Raw genomic sequence first — 17,284 nt, forward strand, 5'->3', positions numbered from 1 at the left:
AATTAAGCTACTGCTTTTCTGTTTTTACCTGTTTTCATTAATCCGTCGTAATGTCTATTCAGCAAGTAAGAATTTACTTGTTGCATAGTATCTATTGCAACTCCAACCATAATTAAAAGCGAGGTTCCTCCAAAAAACAATGCCCATCCTTGTTGCACACCTAAGAGTTGCACTACGATTGCAGGGAACACAGCAATAAGTGCAAGGAAAATAGATCCTGGCAAGGTAATTTGAGACATAATTCTATCTAAAAACTCGGCGGTTTCAGTTCCTGGACGAATGCCGGGAATAAATCCTCCACTTCGCTTTAGATCATCAGCCATTTTATTGGTAGGTACAGTAATCGCGGTATAGAAGTAAGTAAAGACGATAATTAATAACGCAAATACTACATTATACCAAAATCCAAATATATCGCTAAAGGCAGCGGTAACCCCTTGTGCAGCATCAGAATCTGATAATCCTGCTACAGCAGCCGGGATAAACATAATAGCCTGCGCAAATATAATTGGCATTACACCTGAAGCATTAAGCTTAAGTGGAATATACTGTCTAGATCCAAAAACGTTTTTCTCGTAACCTCCAGAGGCGGTTCTTCTGGCATATTGCACAGGGATTTGGCGTACTGCCATCACCAACATTACCGAAGCAAGAATAATAGCAAACCAGATTACCAATTCAATAAGAATCATAATAAGTCCACCGTTAGATTCAAATACCCTGGAAGCGAATTCCTGAATAAATGCTTGTGGTAAGGTAGCAATAATACCTACCATAATTAATAGCGAAATACCATTACCAATACCTTTGTCGGTTATCTTTTCACCCAGCCACATTGCAAAAATGGTTCCTGTAGTAAGAATTACTACTGCAGAAGCTACAAACGTAACAGTATCGCCTAATAAAAAGGCCTGCTGCGGAAGCGTAGCAAAAAGGTTATAAATATAACCAGGTCCCTGAACCAATGTAATTGCAATAGTTAACCAACGAGTGATCTGATTGATCTTACGTCTACCGCTCTCTCCTTCTTTTTGTAGCTTCTGCAAATAAGGTATCGCAATACCCATTAACTGCACTACAATCGAAGCCGAGATATATGGCATAATTCCCAAAGCAAAAACAGAAGCGTTAGAAAACGCCCCACCTGTAAAAGCATTTAAGAGGCCTAGAAGACCTCCATCTGTTTGGGATGCCAGGTTAGATAACTGTGAAGCATCTATCCCGGGAAGCACAACTTGCGCCCCAAAACGATAAACTAATAATAGACCGAGGGTTACTAAAATTCTATTTTTTAGCTCCTCGATCTTCCAAATATTCTTAATAGTATTGATGAATTTCATTTGGCTATCTATTATAAAGTAACAACTTCACCTCCAGCAGCTTCTATAGCTTCTTTTGCTGAGGCAGTAAATTTATGAACAGATATTTTCAACTTTGCCTTTAATTCACCTCTACCTAATATCTTAACTGGTTCGTTTTTACCTACAAGACCGTTTTCGATCAAGGTATTAACATCTACAGTATCTTTAATTTTACCTTCATCAACCAAACGTTGTAAAGTATCAAGGTTTACACCCTGGTAAGCTACACGATTTATGTTAGTAAAACCAAATTTTGGAACACGACGTTGAAGCGGCATCTGCCCACCTTCAAAACCAATCTTCTTTGAGTAACCAGAACGAGATTTAGCCCCTTTGTGACCACGGGTGGCAGTACCACCTTTACCTGATCCTTCTCCACGGCCAACACGCTTGTTGTTACTCTTAACTGAACCTTTTGCAGGTTTTAAGTTATTTAATTCCATGTGAATTTATTATTTTGTTTCTTCTACAGAAACTAAATGATTAACTTTATTTACCATACCAAGGATGTTTGGCGTATCGTTGTGCTCTACCGTCTGGCCAATTTTCTTAAGACCCAAAGACTCTAAAACCAGTTTCTGGTTCTTAGACCGGTTAATTGCACTTTTTACTTTTGTAACTTTTATCTTTCCCATCTTTCTCCTTGATTTATCCTTTAAAAACCTTCTCTAATGAAATACCACGTTGTTTAGCAACAGTATCTGCACTTCTTAATTGAAGTAACGCATCAAAAGTAGCTTTTACTACGTTGTGTGGGTTTGAAGACCCCTGGTTTTTAGAAAGTACATCGTGTACACCAACAGCTTCCAGTACGGCACGTATTGCACCACCGGCTATAATCCCGGTACCAGTTGCAGCGGGTAGCAAAAGAACTCTTGCTCCACCATACTTACCTTTTTGTTCGTGAGGAAGGCTTCCTTTGTGTAAAGGAATACGCACTAAATTCTTTTTTGCATCTTCCACACCTTTAGAGATGGCATCGGCAACTTCTTTAGATTTCCCTAAACCTTGCCCAACAACACCATTCTCATCTCCTACTACAACAATAGCAGAAAATCCAAAAGCTCTACCACCTTTGGTTACTTTGGTCACACGTTGTACTCCAACCAAACGGTCCTTTAATTCAAGTCCGCCTGGTTTTACATGTTCTACGTTTTTATAATCTTGATACATAATTTTCTAGAATTTTAGTCCTCCTTCTCGAGCACCTTCTGCTAATGATTTAACTCTTCCGTGATACAGGTAACCACCTCTGTCAAAAGAAATGGTTTCTACACCGGCTTTCAAAGCTTTTTCAGCAAGGGCTTTACCAACCAATTCTGCTTGTTTGGATTTATCACCTTCTACTGACACGCCTTTATCTCTCGAAGAGGCTGCAGCTAGTGTTTTTCCTTCTACATCATCTATAATTTGAGCATAAATTTCTTTATTACTTCTAAATACAGATAACCTTGGACGGCTAGCGGTACCCGTAATTGACTTACGAACACGCTTTCTTATCTTATTTCGTCTATCTTGTTTTGAAACTGCCATATCTACTTTATTAAGCTGATTTACCTGCTTTTCTACGTAATTGTTCTCCAACGTACTTGATACCTTTACCTTTGTAAGGTTCTGGTGCTCTAAAGGAGCGTATCTTAGCAGCTACCTGGCCCACAAGTTGTTTATCGTAAGAAGTTAATTTCACGATTGGGTTTTTCCCTTTCTCTGAAATTGCTTCCACTTTAACTTCCGGCGCCAAATCTATTACAATATTATGGGAAAACCCAACGGCTAAATCTAATTTTTGTCCTTGATTAGAAGCTCTATAACCTACTCCTACCAATTCCAATGATTTTGTGTACCCGTTAGTAACCCCTTCAATCATATTATCAATCAAAGCACGATAAAGACCGTGTTTTGCTTTTTGATCACTTTTCTCTGAAGAACGTTCAAAAGTAATAACGCCATCTTCAATTTTCACATCAATGTCGCTAACTTCCTGCTTAAGTTCTCCTAATTTTCCTTTTACCGTTACAAAACCATCTTTAAGGTCTACATTCACACCTTCTGGAATTGTAATTGGGCTTTTACCTATTCTTGACATTTCTTTAGTCTTTTAAGTATTAGTAAACGTAACACAATACTTCACCACCAACTTTTTCGGCTTTAGCCTGCTTCCCGGTCATTACACCGTGAGAAGTAGAAACTATAGCGATACCAAGACCATTAAGGATACGTGGTAATTCATCAGCGCCGGCATACTTACGTAAACCAGGTTTACTTATTCTCTGGATAGCTTTAATTACAGGTTCTTTTGTGATTTTGTCATACTTAAGGGCAATTTTAATTGTCCCCTGAGCAGTAGCATCATCAAACTTGTAACTAAGAATATATCCCTGGTCGAATAATATTTTTGTAATTTCCTTTTTAAGGTTAGAAGCTGGTATCTCTACCACCCTGTGGTTTGCAGCCACAGCGTTCCTAACTCTTGTCAAATAATCTGCAATAGGATCTGTATTCATCTATCTTAATTTGCGGATGTGGTTTTCGTCCCGACACTCGGGAGAACCTGCAACCAATTTATAATTTTACCAACTAGCTTTTCTAACTCCAGGAATTAATCCCTGGTTAGCCATTTCTCTAAACATTACACGAGAAAGACCAAACTGTCTCATATAACCTTTTGGCCTACCAGTTAATTTACAACGGTTGTGCAAACGTACAGGTGAAGCATTTTTTGGCAATTTTTGCAAGCCTTCAAAGTCACCTGCTTCTTTAAGAGCAGCGCGCTTTTCAGCATACTTTTTCACCATTTTTTGTCTCTTCACCTCACGGGCTTTCATTGATTCTTTAGCCATAATTAATTCTTTTTAAAAGGTAATCCTAGTTCGGTTAACAATGATTTCGCTTCCTTATCGGTTTTTGCCGTGGTTACGAAGGTGATATCCATACCATTAATTCTGTTTACCTTATCAATATCAATCTCCGGAAAGATGATTTGTTCGGTAACACCTAAATTATAGTTTCCTCTACCATCAAAACCATTAGCCTTAATCCCGTTAAAGTCACGAACACGTGGAAGTGCTGATGTTATTAAACGATCTAAGAATTCGTACATTCTGTATCCTCGCAAGGTAACTTTTGCCCCAATTGGCATGCCTTTACGAAGTTTGAATGAAGCAACATCCTTTTTAGAAATGGTTTGCACCGCTTTTTGACCGGTAATTGTAGAAAGTTCATCTACAGCATGGTCAATTAGCTTTTTATCTGCTACAGCCGCACCAACGCCACGGCTCAAAACTATTTTTTCAAGTTTTGGGATCTCCATTACGTTAGCGTAGCTAAATTCTTCTTTTAATGCAGGCTTTACTCGCTCTGCATATTCTGATCTAAGTCTTGGTACGTATGCCATAACTAAATTACTTCATTAGATTTTTTGGAAAATCTTACTTTCTTTCCATCCTCTTCCCTATATCCAACTCTGGTAGTATTACCATCTTTGTCTAACAAAGAAAGGTTAGAAATATGAATAGGAGCTTCTTTCTTTACAATACCACCTTGTGGGTTAGATGCACTAGGTTTCTCATGTTTTGAGATAGTGTTTACACCTTCCACGATGGCTTTATTCTTTTCTATGAGAACTTTTCGAACTTTACCTTCCTGACCTTTATGGTCACCAGCAATAACTCTTACAGTATCTCCAGTCTTTATTTTAAGCTTTCTCATCTTATTAATGTATTAAAGCACCTCTGGTGCCAATGATACAATTTTCATGAATTGCTTATCACGAAGTTCTCTCGCAACCGGTCCAAATACACGAGTTCCGCGCATTTCTCCGGTAGGGTTTAGCAATACACAGGCATTATCATCAAAACGGATATAAGACCCATCCTGCCTGCGTACTTCTTTCTTGGTACGAACTACAACTGCTGTTGAAACTGCACCTTTTTTGATATTACCGTTAGGTGTAGCTTCTTTTACGCTGACAACTATTTTGTCCCCAACAGAAGCGTATCTTTTCTTTGTACCGCCCAATACACGAATGGTCAAAACTTCTTTTGCCCCGGTATTGTCTGCTACTCTTAGTCTAGACTCTTGTTGTACCATTACTTCGCTCTTTCAATTATTTCTACTAGTCTCCAACATTTAGATTTACTTAAAGGTCTTGTTTCCATGATCCTTACAGTATCTCCTTCGTTGCAGTCGTTTGTTTCGTCGTGCGCTACGTATTTTTTCGTTTTTAAAACGAACTTTCCATACATAGGGTGTTTTACTTTCTTAACTTCAGAAACCACGATAGATTTCTGCATTTTATTACTTGTAACAACGCCTATACGCTCTTTTCTTAAATTTCTTTTTTCCATCTTTCAGCAGAATAACACTTATTGTTGTTCTCTTTTAGTTAACTCTGTAGCAAGTCTCGCTATAGTTCTTCGTACAGCTCTAAGCTGTATTGGGTTCTCTAATGGCGAAACTGCATGAGCCATTTTCAAATCTGAATATGCTTTTCTAGATTTCCCAAGCTCTTCTTGTAATTCTGCCACAGACAGTTCTTTTACTTCTGATTGTTTCATAACTTTATAATATTAAGCTTGATAGTCTCTAGCTACAATAAATTTGGTTCTTACCGGAAGTTTCTGCGCTGCAAGCCTTAAAGCTTCTTTAGCAACATCCATTGGCACTCCACCAATTTCAAACATAATTCTTCCTGGTTTTACAACAGCAGCCCAATATTCTACGGCACCTTTACCTTTACCCATACGAACCTCTAGAGGTTTCTTAGTGATAGGCTTGTCTGGAAATATTTTAATCCAGATAGAACCTTCCCTTTTCATATATCGGGTAGCAGCAATACGTGCAGCTTCAATTTGGCGGGCAGTAATGAAACTAGAATCCATAGATTTAATTCCAAAGGTTCCATTAGAGAGTCTATGACCTCTTCCGGCGTTGCCTTTCATACGGCCCTTCTGCTGTTTACGGTATTTTGTTCTTTTAGGTTGTAACATTTTTCTTTACTTTAAAAAATTACTTTCTACGACGTGATTTGTTACCACCTCGCCCGGCTCCAGGTTTTCCTCCTTGCTTCTTGGACATTCCAACAAGCGGGGAAAGATCTCTTTTACCATAAACTTCGCCTTTCATGATCCATACTTTAACACCCAACCTACCATAAGTAGTATGAGCTTCAACTAAAGCATAGTCAATATCGGCCCTAAAAGTAGACAGAGGAATTCTACCATCTTTGTATGCTTCTGAACGTGCCATTTCAGCACCATTTAAACGTCCGGAAATCTGTATTTTGATACCTTCAGCATTCATTCTCATAGCAGCCGCGATAGCCATTTTAATTGCACGACGGTAAGAAATACGATTTTCAATTTGTCTTGCAACACTAGATGCAACTAAGTGCGCATCAAGTTCTGGCCTCTTAATCTCAAAGATGTTAATTTGAACCTCCTTGTCGGTAATTTTCTTAAGTTCTTCTTTAAGCTTGTCTACCTCCTGGCCGCCTTTACCAATAATAATACCTGGTCTGGCAGTGGTGATAGTAACGGTTACAAGCTTAAGCGTACGCTCAATAATTACCCTAGATACACTCGCTTTTGAAAGACGAGCATGGATGTACTTTCTAATCTTATCGTCTTCGGCTAATTTATCGCCGTAGTCATTTCCTCCGTACCAGTTGGATTCCCATCCTCTTACGATACCAAGACGATTCCCGATTGGATTTGTTTTTTGTCCCATACTCTACTTAGCTTTGTGTATTATTGTTTTCTCCAAGCACCAAAGTAACGTGGTTGGATCTCTTTCTAATTCTATGTGCGCGGCCCTGTGGTGCAGGACGTAGCCTTTTAAGCATCGCTCCTCCATCTACACGGATTTCTTTTACAAACAATTCAGCTTCTTCAATATTGGCCTCTTCGTTTTTAGATTGCCAGTTGGCTATTGCTGAAAGCAATAATTTCTCTAAACGTCCAGAAGCTTCTTTTGAACTGAATTTTAATATTTGAAGCGCCTTTTCTACTTTCTCACCTCTTACTAAATCCGCAACTAAGCGCATTTTTCTAGGTGAAGTAGGGCAGTTATTCAACTTTGCAAAAGCTACCTGTTTTTTGGCCTCTTTTATCTGCTCTGCTCTTTCTCTTTTACGAACTCCCATAGCTTCAATTATCTTTTACCTTTATTTTTTGCACCAGAATGCCCTCTAAAGGAACGTGTTGGTGAAAATTCTCCTAATTTATGCCCTACCATGTTCTCTGTTACATATACAGGTACAAATTGTTTCCCGTTATGAACAGCGATAGTTTGCCCTACGAAATCTGGAGTAATCATTGAAGCTCTAGACCAAGTCTTGATCACGGCTTTTTTTCCAGACTCAACATTTTGAGCAACTTTCTTATCTAACTTATAGTGAACGTAAGGTCCTTTTTTTAATGAACGTGCCATATCTTATTATTTCTTTCTACGTTCTACAATATATTTATTACTCGCTTTTGTTCTTGAACGGGTTTTGAAACCTTTAGCAGGTAAACCTTTTCTTGAACGTGGGTGACCACCGGAAGCTCTTCCTTCACCACCACCCATTGGGTGATCTACAGGGTTCATCGCTACTGGTCTTGTTCTTGGTCTAATACCCAACCAACGTTTTCTACCAGCCTTACCAGAAACCTGAAGTTGGTGATCACTATTTGATACAGCTCCAATTGTCGCCATACAAGTAGATAACACTCTTCTAATTTCTCCTGAAGGTAGTTTCACGGTTGCATACTTTCCTTCTCTTGCCAATAATTGAGCAAAAGCTCCAGCACTTCTTGCCATTACAGCACCTTGACCGGCTCTTAACTCTATACAAGAAACCACAGTACCAAGCGGAATACTTGATAACGGCATTGCATTTCCAATTTCTGGAGCAGCAGATTCTGTACTTGACACAATATTTTGACCTACCTGCAACCCATTTTGAGCAATAACGTATCGTTTCTCACCATCCTGGTAATTCAACAATGCGATAAAGGCAGTTCTATTAGGATCATATTCTATACTCGCAACAGTAGCAGGAATACCATGCTTGTCGCGTTTAAAGTCTACAATTCTGTAACGTCTTTTATGACCTCCACCTTTGTAGCGGATAGTCATTTTTCCCTGACTGTTTCTCCCACCTGATTTTTTTAACGGAGCTATTAAACTCTTCTCCGGCTTATCAGTAGTAATGGCGTCAAAACCATTAACTACTCTAAAACGCTGACCAGGGGTGATTGGTTTTAATTTTCTAACTGACATTTTTTAATCTTAAAGATTACTGTATAAATCAATAGTTTCACCTTCCGTCACCTGTACCAACGCCTTTTTAAAAGCTTTGGTTTTACCAGTGATCATACCAGATTTTGTATATCTGGTTTTACGATCTGGACGGACATTTATGGTACGAACTTTTTCTACTGAAACTCCGTAAGCAGCTTCTACTGCATTCTTAATTTCAATCTTATTCGCCTTATTGTCTACCACGAAAGAAAAACGGTTATTCAACTCGCTGTCTCCGGTGGCTTTTTCTGTAATAATTGGTTTTATCAAGATACTCATAAGGCTTATTTACTTAAATTCGACTCAATTCCTTCTAAAGAACCTTCAAGCAATACGATATTCTTAGCATTAAGAATTCCATAAGTACTTAATTCTGAGGAATTTACAACCTCAAGTCCTTTCAAATTACGTGACGACAAATATACATTTTTATTTGAGTCACCCAACACTATAAGTGATTTTTTGTCCTGAATACCAAGGGCTTTCAAAACATCTATCATACTTTTTGTCTTCGGCGCATCAAAAGAAAAGTCTTCAATTACAAAAATTGATTCTCCTTTTGCTTTTATTGATAAAGCCGATTTTCTAGCCAAACGTTTTAAATTTTTATTCAATTTAAAACTGTAGTTTCTTGGTCTTGGTCCAAAAACACGTCCACCACCTTTAAAAATAGGTGACTTAATGCTACCTGCACGCGCTGTACCGGTACCTTTTTGCTTTTTGATCTTACGGGTACTCCCAACAATCTCAGCTCTTTCTTTAGCTTTGTGGGTTCCCTGGCGCTGATTAGCTAAATATTGCTTAACATCAAGATAAACAGCGTGATCGTTTGGCTCTATAGCGAAAACAGAGTCAGAAAGCTTTGCTTTTCTGCCTGTTTCTTTTCCTTTTATATCTAAAACTGCTACTTCCATTACTTGCTAATGATTACGTATGAGTTTTTGTGACCTGGCACACATCCTTTTACTACTAAAAGGTTTTTATCTGCCACCACTTTTAAAACTCTCAGGTTTTCTACTTTAACTCTCTCTCCACCCATTCTACCGGCCATTTTCATTCCTTTGAAAACCCGTGCAGGGTAAGACGCTGCACCAATAGAACCCGGAGCTCTTAAACGGTTATGCTGACCGTGAGTCGCCTGACCCACACCACCAAAGTTGTGTCTTTTTACAACACCTTGAAAGCCTTTACCTTTAGAAGCACCTGCAATATCTACAAATTCCCCTTCGCTAAAGTGCTCTACCGTGATAGCATCACCTAATTTATAATCTGCTTCAAATCCTTTGAATTCAACGACTTTACGTTTTGCAACGCTTCCTGCTTTTTTAGCGTGCCCTTCAGCAGCTTTGTTTGCAGTCTTTTTGTCATCGAAACCAACTTGAAGTGCCTCATACCCGTCAACCTCTGTGGTTCTGACTTGGGTAACTACGCATGGACCTGCTTCTATAACGGTACAGGGAACATTTTTCCCATTCTCGTCAAAAATACTGGTCATGCCTATTTTTTTTCCTATTAACCCAGACATAATTAATTTTTGATTATTACTTATTTATTTAAAAAAATTCAGGGCAGAAAAATACTTTCGCCCTGAATGTATCTTTCTTCCGTTTTTCCCTCGCCAACTGCTCGGGACATGTTATTCTCACTAAGGTGAGAATCTTTTAAGATCTCCGCCTTCGCGAAGATGACTTATACTTTAATCTCTACTTCAACCCCACTAGGTAGTTCAAGCTTCATCAACGCATCAATCGTCTTTGAAGAAGAACTGTAGATATCTAAAAGCCTTTTATAAGAGCTTAATTGAAATTGCTCTCTAGCTTTTTTGTTTACGTGAGGAGAACGTAAAACGGTAAAAAGTTTTTTGTGAGTAGGCAAAGGAATTGGTCCTGTTACCACTGCACCTGTAGTTTTTACAGTCTTCACGATCTTCTCTGCAGATTTATCTACCAGGTTATGATCGTAGGATTTTAGTTTTATTCTTATTTTCTGACTCATTTTCCTAATATTATTCGTTTGTACCCTTTGCCGCTTTAATTACTTCTTCTGAAATATTAGAAGGAGTTTCAGCATAGTGAGAAAATTCCATAGTTGAAGTTGCTCTACCAGAAGATAATGTTCTTAATGTTGTTACATAACCAAACATTTCAGCTAAAGGCACTTCTGCTTTAATAATCTTAGCTCCAGACCTGTCTGACATGCTGTTTACCTGACCTCTTCTTCGGTTCAAGTCACCAACAATATCACCCATATTTTCTTCTGGAGTAACTACTTCAATTTTCATAATTGGCTCAAGAACTACAGCACCGGCCTTTTTAGCAGCGGCTTTGTAACCCATTTTAGCAGCCAATTCGAAAGAAAGTTGATCGGAATCTACAGGGTGGAAAGATCCATCCTTAAGGATCACCTTTAAGGTATCCATTAGGAAACCAGCCAGTGGCCCATTTTTCATAGCTTCCTTAAAACCTTTTTCTACTGAAGGAACAAATTCTTTAGGAATACGTCCACCTTTGATCTGGTCTACAAACTGAAGCCCTTTTCCTTCAAAGTCCTCGTCTACAGGTCCCATCTCAAAAACGATATCAGCAAATTTACCACGACCACCAGATTGCTTTTTATAAACCTCTCTATGATCTGCAGTTTTAGTTACTGTTTCTTTGTATTCAACCTGAGGCTGACCTTCGTTCACTTCAACTTTAAATTCTCTCTTTAAACGGTCTACAAGAATTTCAATATGAAGTTCTCCCATACCAGAGATAATAGTTTGTCCTGAAATTTCATCAGTCTTAACCTGGAACGTTGGATCCTCTTCAGCTAATTTAGCTAAAGCCATACCCATTTTATCAACATCAGCTTTTGTCTTAGGCTCTACCGCGATACCAATTACTGGCTCAGGGAAAGTCATAGACTCAAGAACGATTGGGTTTTTCTCATTAGTAAGTGTATCTCCGGTTTTAATATCTTTAAAACCAACAGCTGCACCAATATCTCCTGCTTCAATTCTATCTATAGGCTCTTGTTTATTAGAGTGCATTTGATAAATACGAGAAATACGTTCTTTTTTACCAGATCTGTTGTTTAAAACGTAAGACCCCGCATCTAAAGCTCCTGAATATACACGGAAAAATGCCAAACGACCTACGAAAGGATCCGTAGCAATTTTAAATGCCAATGCAGAGAAAGGAGAGTCAACGTGTGGCTTTCTACTTTCCTCTTCATTAGTATCAGGATTTAAACCTATAATAGCTTCAACATCTACTGGAGAAGGCATATATCTCATTACTGCATCAAGCATTGCCTGCACACCTTTATTTTTAAAGGCAGAACCACACATCATAGGAATGATAGACATATCTATGGTTGCAGCTCTAAGGGCAGCAATAATCTCATCTTCAGTAATTGAATCTTCATCTTCAAAGAACTTTTCCATCAATGCTTCATCATACTCGGCTACAGCTTCTACAAGCTGAGTTCTGTATTTATTCACATCTTCCATAAGTTCTTCAGGAATATCTATGGTATCATAGGTCATCCCGTGATCTTCATCATTCCAAATAATTGCTTTTTTGGAAATAAGATCAACAACTCCTTTAAAGTCTATTTCATCACCAATAGGAACTTGCAATGGCACAGGGTTTCCACCAAGCATTTCTCTAACCTGCTTACACACATTAAAGAAGTCAGCTCCCTGACGGTCCATTTTATTTACAAATCCTAAACGTGGTACTTTATATTTATCAGCCTGTCTCCAAACGGTTTCAGATTGCGGCTCAACACCATCTACAGCACTAAACAATGCAACCACACCATCAAGAACACGTAAAGAACGTTCTACCTCTACAGTAAAATCAACGTGACCAGGTGTATCGATAATATTCACCGTGAACTCCTGATCTTTATACATCCATTTACAGTGTGTAGCCGCAGAAGTAATAGTAATACCTCTTTCCTGCTCCTGCTCCATCCAGTCCATAGTAGCTGCACCATCATGCACTTCTCCTATTTTGTGGCTTATCCCTGTGTAATACAGGATACGCTCTGTTGTTGTGGTTTTACCCGCATCAATGTGAGCTGCAATTCCTATATTTCTGGTAAATTTTAAATCTCTTTGTGCCATTTTTCTTAGAATCTAAAGTGAGAGAATGCTTTGTTAGCTTCAGCCATTTTATGAGTATCAACTCTTCTTTTTACTGCAGCACCTTCTTCTTTGGCAGCAGCAAGAACTTCAGAAGCTAATTTCTGCGCCATAGATTTTTCGTTCCTCTTACGCGCAAAAGAAATTAACCACTTCATAGCAGTTGATACTTTTCTATCTGGTCTTATTTGCATTGGGATTTGAAAGGTTGCACCTCCAACTCGTCTACTTCTAACTTCAACGTGAGGCATAACATTAGAAAGAGCGTCTTTCCAAATTTCCAAACCGGTTTTTTCGTCGTCTTGTTTCTTCTCTTCTATAATTGCGATTGAATCATAGAAGATCTTAAAGGCTACCGATTTTTTACCATCCCACATCATCATGTTCACAAAACGTGTTACAAGCTGATCGTTAAATTTTGGATCTGGTAAAAGCGGTCTTTTTTTGGCCTGTCTTTTTCTCATTTCTTTACATTAAAAGTTTTTAATTACTTCTTAGGGCGTTTTGCTCCGTATTTAGATCTACGCTGGCTTCTTCCTTCAACACCCGCAGTATCTAATGCACCGCGAACAATGTGATATCTAACACCTGGCAAATCTTTTACCCTTCCGCCTCTAACCAATACTATCGAGTGCTCTTGTAGATTGTGACCCTCACCTGGAATATAAGCGTTAACTTCTTTTCCATTAGTCAACCTTACCCTTGCTACTTTACGCATAGCCGAGTTTGGTTTCTTAGGTGTAGTAGTATACACACGTGTGCATACTCCTCTTCTTTGAGGGCACGAATCCAAAGCAGCCGATTTACTCTTCTTGGTTATCTGGGCTCTTCCTTTTCGTACTAATTGTGAAATTGTTGGCATAATTTCTTTTACCTAATTATTAATAAATTTAATCCCCTGTTTTTTAGGGTTTGCAAATGTAGAAATAAAAACAAATTTATCAAACTATAATGGATTAATTTTCAGAAGGATAATCTAAAAGGTAAAAAACACACTCTATTACGAGGCACAAAACCAATACAAACCATTCATTTTAAAACTGGCACTAAATCCGATGCAAAATAGCATTTTTGTATTTTAACCAAACTTTGAAGCTAAATCACGATAATTTTCTAATCTTTTAACATTTTGCCGAATACTCGTTACCTTCTGACTCTAACCGTTCTATGCACAAATATTAACAATTCCTTAAAAATGGAGTGTATTTTTAAAAACAAAAGTTTGTTTTATTAACCATTTATTAGCACTTTTGGCGTTGGCTAATTCAAACAAATTTAAAAATGAGAACAAAGTTTAGTAGTATTCTAACACTATTATTAGTGTTAGCTGTGCAAATTACTTTTGCACAAGAACGAACGATTACCGGTACGGTAGTCGATGAAGACGGGTTGCCCCTTCCGGGTGTGACCGTTTTGATTCAGGGAACCAACACTGGTACCCAAACTGATTTTGACGGAAATTACTCCATAACAGCCAATCAGGGCGATGTTTTGGTATATTCTTTCGTTGGAATGGAAACAGCAGATTACACTGTAGCTAATAATGACACAATAGATGTTACTTTAACTACAGACTCTGCTCAATTAGATGCAGTAGTTGTTACCGCTCTAGGTATACAGCGGGAAAAGAAATCTTTAGGTTATGCAACCCAGGAGGTTCAAGGTGCTGAAGTTTCAGATGTACCAACCCAAAACTTCATGAATTCGCTTTCTGGTAAAGTAGCTGGACTTTCAATTAAAGGTTCAGGTACAATGGGTGGTTCTACCAATGTCGTAATTCGTGGTAATGCTTCCTTAACCGGAAACAACCAGGCACTTTTCGTAATTGATGGTACTCCTATTAGTAACAACACTCCTAACACTGCTGATCAACAAGCTGGACGCGGTGGTTACGATTACGGTAACGCAGCTTCAGACATTAACCCTAATGACATTGAATCTATCAACGTTTTAAAGGGTGCTGCTGCAACTGCTCTATATGGAGCAAGAGCTGCAAACGGCGCAATTATTATTGAAACTAAAAAAGGTTCTAAACAAAAAGGAATTGGTATTTCTATCAATTCTACGTTTATGACTTCTTCGGTTGATGATAATACACTTCCTGTTTACCAGGACCAATATGGAGCTGGTTATGGACCATATTATGATACTCCATTTTTCAATACCTACGGAAACTTAGATCTTCCTGACGGTTTTGATTCGAATACTCCATTTACACCATTTACTGAGGATGCTTCTTTTGGTGCTGCTTTTGACGGACAACCAATATACCAATGGAATTCTATTTATCCTCAATTAGACACTTATCAACAAGCCACCCCGTGGCAAGCAGCCGAAAATACTCCCAATGACATTTGGGAAAGAGGCTATACTGCAATTAACTCTGTTGCTTTAAGCGGTGGTAATGAAACCAGTACTTTTAGATTGGGGGTCACCAATTTAAACAACCAGGGTAACCTACCAAATAGTAGAATAAAAAGAAATAACATTAAATTTAGTGGTAGCCACGAATTTACAGATAATTTCAGTGCCGGAGCCAACATTACCTATACAAAAACAGATGGTAAAGGAAGATATGGAACAGGTTACGATTCAGAAAACCCAATGCAGTCCTTCCGCCAATGGTTCCAAACTAACGTAGATATCTACGAACAAAGGGAAGCTTACCTGCAAACAGGGCAGAATATTACATGGAATCCTAATAGTCCAACTAATAGAACTCCAATCTATATGGATAACCCATACTGGACGCGTTATGAAAACTTCCAGACAGATACCCGTAACAGGTATTTTGGTAATTTTAACCTTAACTACGAAATCAATGATGTATTTAGTGTAGTAGGACGTTTTTCGTTTGATACTTTTGACGAGTTACAGGAAGAAAGAAGAAATGTTGGTAGTTCTGGGGTTTCAGGTTACTCTCGTTATAATGGTAGAGCTGCAGAATACAACTACGACCTTATTTTAAATTTCAATAAAGATATTACTGATGGTTTAAACCTGGACGGTAATTTAGGTTGGAACCTAAGGAGAAATGATAACAGTTCTATTAGAGCCTCAACTAACGGCGGTCTTAACGCCCCAGGTTTCTATGCACTAAGCAATAGTGTTGACCCAATCAATCCTCCAGATGAGTACGATGCTACCAGAATGATTGATGGTATTTACGCAAGAGCTAGTTTAGGTTACTTAGATACTTATTATATTGAAGGAACTGTAAGAAGAGACCGTTCTTCTACCTTGCCGGCAGAGAACAATACCTTCTATTATCCATCTATCTCTACAAGTGTATTACTTTCTAACATTGTTGAAGCCGATTGGTTAAACTTCGCAAAATTAAGAGCAAACTACGCAGAAGTAGGTAACGATGCTGCTCCATATAGCGTTCTAAACACATATGTACTAAGCACTCCTTTTGGTGGCGCAGGGGTTGCTGGAAACCAAGCAACACTTAATAATGCGAACCTTAGTCCTGAAAGAACTAAATCATACGAAGTGGGTGTTGAAGCAAACTTCCTTGATAGAAGAATTGGCTTTGATTTATCTTATTACAATTCTCAAACCGAAGACCAAATTACACCGGTACCGGTATCAATGGCTTCTGGCTTTACTTCTGTTTTCTTTAACGCAGGTACAATTGAAAACAAGGGTGTTGAAGTTTCTTTACGTTTAAACCCGATAAGATCTGAAGATTTTAACTGGAATATGACTGTTAACTGGGCTAGAAACCGAAGTGAAGTTTTAAACCTTGCTCAGGATATTGATAACCTGGAGCTAGCTAGTTTACAAGGTGGTATTTCTATTAACGCGACACCAGGAGAACCTTATGGAACAATTAGGGGTACTGATTATATCTATGATGACAATGGTAACAAAACTGTAGGATCTAATGGGTACTATTTAACAACTCCAAACTCTAACAACATTATTGGTAACATCCTGCCAGATTGGACCGGTGGTATTCAAAACACCTTCCAATACAAAAATCTGAGCTTAGGCTTTCTGATTGATATTCAAAAAGGTGGAGATATATTTTCTCTTGATACCTGGTATGGTTACGCCACAGGTGTTTACGACCAGTCAGTTGGAACAAACGACCTAGGTAACCCAATGAGAAATTCACTAGCTAATGGCGGAGGTATTGTACTTCCGGGAGTTAATGAAAATGGAGAACCTAATAGTACAAGAGCAGACTTCTCTACTTACGCAAATCCTTATGGATATGCGAGAGATGCAAATGCGGGTCATGTTTACGATGCTTCTTTCGTAAAACTTAGAGAGGCTAACCTAACGTACGCTTTTGGAGAAGAAATGATAGACAGACTACCATTTACCAGAGCTTCTGTTTCATTAATTGGTAGAAACCTTTGGATTATTCATAAGAACATTCCATATTCAGATCCTGAAGCTGGACTTAGTGCAGGTAACGTTCAGGGATACCAATCTGGTGCATACCCTACCTTTAGAGAAATTGGCGCAAGTCTTAAACTTAACTTTTAATAAATAT

At 38.4% G+C, this 17,284-nt stretch carries 26 protein-coding genes; 1 reads left to right on the forward strand and 25 read right to left on the reverse strand.

Annotated elements, in window-relative coordinates:
• Positions 1-2 precede the first annotated feature (2 nt).
• The 25 genes from secY to rpsL form a co-directional block, all read right to left on the reverse strand.
• Positions 3-1,340 (reverse strand): preprotein translocase subunit SecY, encoded by a 1,338-nt coding sequence (gene secY, locus LB465_RS01040; protein WP_075324939.1) that lies wholly within the window; start codon positions 1,338-1,340, stop codon positions 3-5.
• An 11-nt stretch (positions 1,341-1,351) separates the two neighbouring features.
• Positions 1,352-1,804 (reverse strand): 50S ribosomal protein L15, encoded by a 453-nt coding sequence (rplO, locus tag LB465_RS01045; protein ID WP_224466052.1) that lies wholly within the window; start codon positions 1,802-1,804, stop codon positions 1,352-1,354.
• Between the two features lie 9 nt (positions 1,805-1,813).
• Positions 1,814-1,996 carry a 50S ribosomal protein L30 gene (rpmD, locus tag LB465_RS01050; RefSeq protein WP_224466054.1) on the reverse strand — a complete coding sequence of 61 codons (183 nt, stop codon included), beginning with the start codon at positions 1,994-1,996 and terminating at the stop codon, positions 1,814-1,816.
• A gap of 13 nt (positions 1,997-2,009) precedes the next feature.
• Positions 2,010-2,534: a 30S ribosomal protein S5 gene (gene rpsE, locus LB465_RS01055; protein WP_224466055.1), complete on the reverse strand. Its 525-nt coding sequence runs from the start codon at positions 2,532-2,534 to the stop codon at positions 2,010-2,012.
• 6 nt (positions 2,535-2,540) lie between these two features.
• Entirely contained in the window at positions 2,541-2,894 is a 354-nt protein-coding gene (gene rplR, locus LB465_RS01060) for a 50S ribosomal protein L18 (protein WP_075324943.1), read from the reverse strand.
• A gap of 10 nt (positions 2,895-2,904) precedes the next feature.
• A complete protein-coding gene (gene rplF / locus LB465_RS01065; protein WP_224466056.1) occupies positions 2,905-3,447 on the reverse strand; it encodes a 50S ribosomal protein L6 in 543 nt (180 codons plus the stop codon).
• Between the two features lie 19 nt (positions 3,448-3,466).
• On the reverse strand, positions 3,467-3,865 hold the full coding sequence (gene rpsH, locus LB465_RS01070) for a 30S ribosomal protein S8 (RefSeq protein WP_133549934.1): 399 nt from the start codon (positions 3,863-3,865) through the stop codon (positions 3,467-3,469).
• 66 nt (positions 3,866-3,931) lie between these two features.
• Positions 3,932-4,201 carry a 30S ribosomal protein S14 gene (gene rpsN, locus LB465_RS01075; protein ID WP_079733676.1) on the reverse strand — a complete coding sequence of 90 codons (270 nt, stop codon included), beginning with the start codon at positions 4,199-4,201 and terminating at the stop codon, positions 3,932-3,934.
• A 2-nt stretch (positions 4,202-4,203) separates the two neighbouring features.
• Complete coding sequence (rplE, locus tag LB465_RS01080; protein WP_079712958.1) at positions 4,204-4,755, reverse strand: 50S ribosomal protein L5; 552 nt, start codon at positions 4,753-4,755, stop codon at positions 4,204-4,206.
• A 2-nt stretch (positions 4,756-4,757) separates the two neighbouring features.
• Positions 4,758-5,069, reverse strand: coding sequence for a 50S ribosomal protein L24 (gene rplX / locus LB465_RS01085; protein ID WP_224466057.1), 312 nt, complete (start codon positions 5,067-5,069; stop codon positions 4,758-4,760).
• Positions 5,070-5,081: 12 nt separating this feature from the next.
• Complete coding sequence (rplN, locus tag LB465_RS01090) at positions 5,082-5,450, reverse strand: 50S ribosomal protein L14 (protein ID WP_037319239.1); 369 nt, start codon at positions 5,448-5,450, stop codon at positions 5,082-5,084.
• Complete coding sequence (gene rpsQ, locus LB465_RS01095) at positions 5,450-5,707, reverse strand: 30S ribosomal protein S17 (protein WP_037319236.1); 258 nt, start codon at positions 5,705-5,707, stop codon at positions 5,450-5,452. The genes rplN and rpsQ overlap by 1 nt, the downstream gene beginning before the upstream one ends.
• Before the next feature lie 18 nt (positions 5,708-5,725).
• The gene (rpmC, locus tag LB465_RS01100) at positions 5,726-5,917 is read right to left on the reverse strand and encodes a 50S ribosomal protein L29 (RefSeq protein ID WP_037319233.1); all 192 of its coding nucleotides are present in this window, start codon (positions 5,915-5,917) and stop codon (positions 5,726-5,728) included.
• Positions 5,918-5,929: 12 nt separating this feature from the next.
• Positions 5,930-6,349 (reverse strand): 50S ribosomal protein L16, encoded by a 420-nt coding sequence (rplP, locus tag LB465_RS01105; protein WP_057482229.1) that lies wholly within the window; start codon positions 6,347-6,349, stop codon positions 5,930-5,932.
• Positions 6,350-6,368: 19 nt separating this feature from the next.
• Entirely contained in the window at positions 6,369-7,088 is a 720-nt protein-coding gene (gene rpsC, locus LB465_RS01110) for a 30S ribosomal protein S3 (protein WP_075324949.1), read from the reverse strand.
• A gap of 7 nt (positions 7,089-7,095) precedes the next feature.
• Complete coding sequence (rplV, locus tag LB465_RS01115) at positions 7,096-7,503, reverse strand: 50S ribosomal protein L22 (protein WP_057482231.1); 408 nt, start codon at positions 7,501-7,503, stop codon at positions 7,096-7,098.
• 8 nt (positions 7,504-7,511) lie between these two features.
• A complete protein-coding gene (rpsS, locus tag LB465_RS01120; RefSeq protein WP_057482232.1) occupies positions 7,512-7,790 on the reverse strand; it encodes a 30S ribosomal protein S19 in 279 nt (92 codons plus the stop codon).
• A 6-nt stretch (positions 7,791-7,796) separates the two neighbouring features.
• The gene (gene rplB / locus LB465_RS01125; RefSeq protein ID WP_224466059.1) at positions 7,797-8,624 is read right to left on the reverse strand and encodes a 50S ribosomal protein L2; all 828 of its coding nucleotides are present in this window, start codon (positions 8,622-8,624) and stop codon (positions 7,797-7,799) included.
• 9 nt (positions 8,625-8,633) lie between these two features.
• Positions 8,634-8,924, reverse strand: coding sequence for a 50S ribosomal protein L23 (gene rplW / locus LB465_RS01130; RefSeq protein WP_075324952.1), 291 nt, complete (start codon positions 8,922-8,924; stop codon positions 8,634-8,636).
• 5 nt (positions 8,925-8,929) lie between these two features.
• Entirely contained in the window at positions 8,930-9,559 is a 630-nt protein-coding gene (rplD, locus tag LB465_RS01135; RefSeq protein WP_224466060.1) for a 50S ribosomal protein L4, read from the reverse strand.
• Entirely contained in the window at positions 9,559-10,170 is a 612-nt protein-coding gene (gene rplC, locus LB465_RS01140) for a 50S ribosomal protein L3 (protein WP_224466061.1), read from the reverse strand. The genes rplD and rplC overlap by 1 nt, the downstream gene beginning before the upstream one ends.
• 164 nt (positions 10,171-10,334) lie before the next feature.
• The gene (gene rpsJ / locus LB465_RS01145) at positions 10,335-10,640 is read right to left on the reverse strand and encodes a 30S ribosomal protein S10 (protein ID WP_037319211.1); all 306 of its coding nucleotides are present in this window, start codon (positions 10,638-10,640) and stop codon (positions 10,335-10,337) included.
• Positions 10,641-10,650: 10 nt separating this feature from the next.
• Complete coding sequence (gene fusA, locus LB465_RS01150; RefSeq protein ID WP_224466063.1) at positions 10,651-12,759, reverse strand: elongation factor G; 2,109 nt, start codon at positions 12,757-12,759, stop codon at positions 10,651-10,653.
• A gap of 5 nt (positions 12,760-12,764) precedes the next feature.
• Positions 12,765-13,241 (reverse strand): 30S ribosomal protein S7, encoded by a 477-nt coding sequence (gene rpsG, locus LB465_RS01155; RefSeq protein ID WP_079712953.1) that lies wholly within the window; start codon positions 13,239-13,241, stop codon positions 12,765-12,767.
• A 23-nt stretch (positions 13,242-13,264) separates the two neighbouring features.
• Positions 13,265-13,639, reverse strand: coding sequence for a 30S ribosomal protein S12 (rpsL, locus tag LB465_RS01160; RefSeq protein ID WP_037319203.1), 375 nt, complete (start codon positions 13,637-13,639; stop codon positions 13,265-13,267).
• Positions 13,640-14,058: 419 nt separating this feature from the next.
• Here rpsL and LB465_RS01165 point away from each other — a divergent pair, with 419 nt between their 5' ends.
• On the forward strand, positions 14,059-17,277 hold the full coding sequence (locus LB465_RS01165) for a SusC/RagA family TonB-linked outer membrane protein (protein WP_224466064.1): 3,219 nt from the start codon (positions 14,059-14,061) through the stop codon (positions 17,275-17,277).
• The last annotated feature ends 7 nt before the right edge of the window (positions 17,278-17,284 follow it).

The organism is Salegentibacter lacus, from assembly GCF_020164555.1.
GTDB lineage: Bacteria > Bacteroidota > Bacteroidia > Flavobacteriales > Flavobacteriaceae > Salegentibacter > Salegentibacter lacus.

What these genes read in the sequence shown, in the direction of transcription:
- rpsH (WP_133549934.1), bottom strand. Translation starts at nt 3,865, where the DNA reads ATGAATACAGATCCTATTGCAGATTATTTGACAAGAGTTAGGAACGCT.
- LB465_RS01165 (WP_224466064.1), top strand. Translation starts at nt 14,059, where the DNA reads ATGAGAACAAAGTTTAGTAGTATTCTAACACTATTATTAGTGTTAGCT.
- rplB (WP_224466059.1), bottom strand. Translation starts at nt 8,624, where the DNA reads ATGTCAGTTAGAAAATTAAAACCAATCACCCCTGGTCAGCGTTTTAGA.
- rpsE (WP_224466055.1), bottom strand. Translation starts at nt 2,534, where the DNA reads ATGTATCAAGATTATAAAAACGTAGAACATGTAAAACCAGGCGGACTT.
- rpsL (WP_037319203.1), bottom strand. Translation starts at nt 13,639, where the DNA reads ATGCCAACAATTTCACAATTAGTACGAAAAGGAAGAGCCCAGATAACC.
- rpmC (WP_037319233.1), bottom strand. Translation starts at nt 5,917, where the DNA reads ATGAAACAATCAGAAGTAAAAGAACTGTCTGTGGCAGAATTACAAGAA.
- fusA (WP_224466063.1), bottom strand. Translation starts at nt 12,759, where the DNA reads ATGGCACAAAGAGATTTAAAATTTACCAGAAATATAGGAATTGCAGCT.
- rpsQ (WP_037319236.1), bottom strand. Translation starts at nt 5,707, where the DNA reads ATGGAAAAAAGAAATTTAAGAAAAGAGCGTATAGGCGTTGTTACAAGT.
- rplR (WP_075324943.1), bottom strand. Translation starts at nt 2,894, where the DNA reads ATGGCAGTTTCAAAACAAGATAGACGAAATAAGATAAGAAAGCGTGTT.
- rpsJ (WP_037319211.1), bottom strand. Translation starts at nt 10,640, where the DNA reads ATGAGTCAGAAAATAAGAATAAAACTAAAATCCTACGATCATAACCTG.
- rpsS (WP_057482232.1), bottom strand. Translation starts at nt 7,790, where the DNA reads ATGGCACGTTCATTAAAAAAAGGACCTTACGTTCACTATAAGTTAGAT.
- rplV (WP_057482231.1), bottom strand. Translation starts at nt 7,503, where the DNA reads ATGGGAGTTCGTAAAAGAGAAAGAGCAGAGCAGATAAAAGAGGCCAAA.
- rpmD (WP_224466054.1), bottom strand. Translation starts at nt 1,996, where the DNA reads ATGGGAAAGATAAAAGTTACAAAAGTAAAAAGTGCAATTAACCGGTCT.
- rpsG (WP_079712953.1), bottom strand. Translation starts at nt 13,241, where the DNA reads ATGAGAAAAAGACAGGCCAAAAAAAGACCGCTTTTACCAGATCCAAAA.
- rplX (WP_224466057.1), bottom strand. Translation starts at nt 5,069, where the DNA reads ATGAGAAAGCTTAAAATAAAGACTGGAGATACTGTAAGAGTTATTGCT.
- rpsC (WP_075324949.1), bottom strand. Translation starts at nt 7,088, where the DNA reads ATGGGACAAAAAACAAATCCAATCGGGAATCGTCTTGGTATCGTAAGA.
- rplE (WP_079712958.1), bottom strand. Translation starts at nt 4,755, where the DNA reads ATGGCATACGTACCAAGACTTAGATCAGAATATGCAGAGCGAGTAAAG.
- rplF (WP_224466056.1), bottom strand. Translation starts at nt 3,447, where the DNA reads ATGTCAAGAATAGGTAAAAGCCCAATTACAATTCCAGAAGGTGTGAAT.
- rplP (WP_057482229.1), bottom strand. Translation starts at nt 6,349, where the DNA reads ATGTTACAACCTAAAAGAACAAAATACCGTAAACAGCAGAAGGGCCGT.
- rplN (WP_037319239.1), bottom strand. Translation starts at nt 5,450, where the DNA reads ATGGTACAACAAGAGTCTAGACTAAGAGTAGCAGACAATACCGGGGCA.
- rplC (WP_224466061.1), bottom strand. Translation starts at nt 10,170, where the DNA reads ATGTCTGGGTTAATAGGAAAAAAAATAGGCATGACCAGTATTTTTGAC.
- rplO (WP_224466052.1), bottom strand. Translation starts at nt 1,804, where the DNA reads ATGGAATTAAATAACTTAAAACCTGCAAAAGGTTCAGTTAAGAGTAAC.
- rplD (WP_224466060.1), bottom strand. Translation starts at nt 9,559, where the DNA reads ATGGAAGTAGCAGTTTTAGATATAAAAGGAAAAGAAACAGGCAGAAAA.
- rpsN (WP_079733676.1), bottom strand. Translation starts at nt 4,201, where the DNA reads ATGGCTAAAGAATCAATGAAAGCCCGTGAGGTGAAGAGACAAAAAATG.
- secY (WP_075324939.1), bottom strand. Translation starts at nt 1,340, where the DNA reads ATGAAATTCATCAATACTATTAAGAATATTTGGAAGATCGAGGAGCTA.
- rplW (WP_075324952.1), bottom strand. Translation starts at nt 8,924, where the DNA reads ATGAGTATCTTGATAAAACCAATTATTACAGAAAAAGCCACCGGAGAC.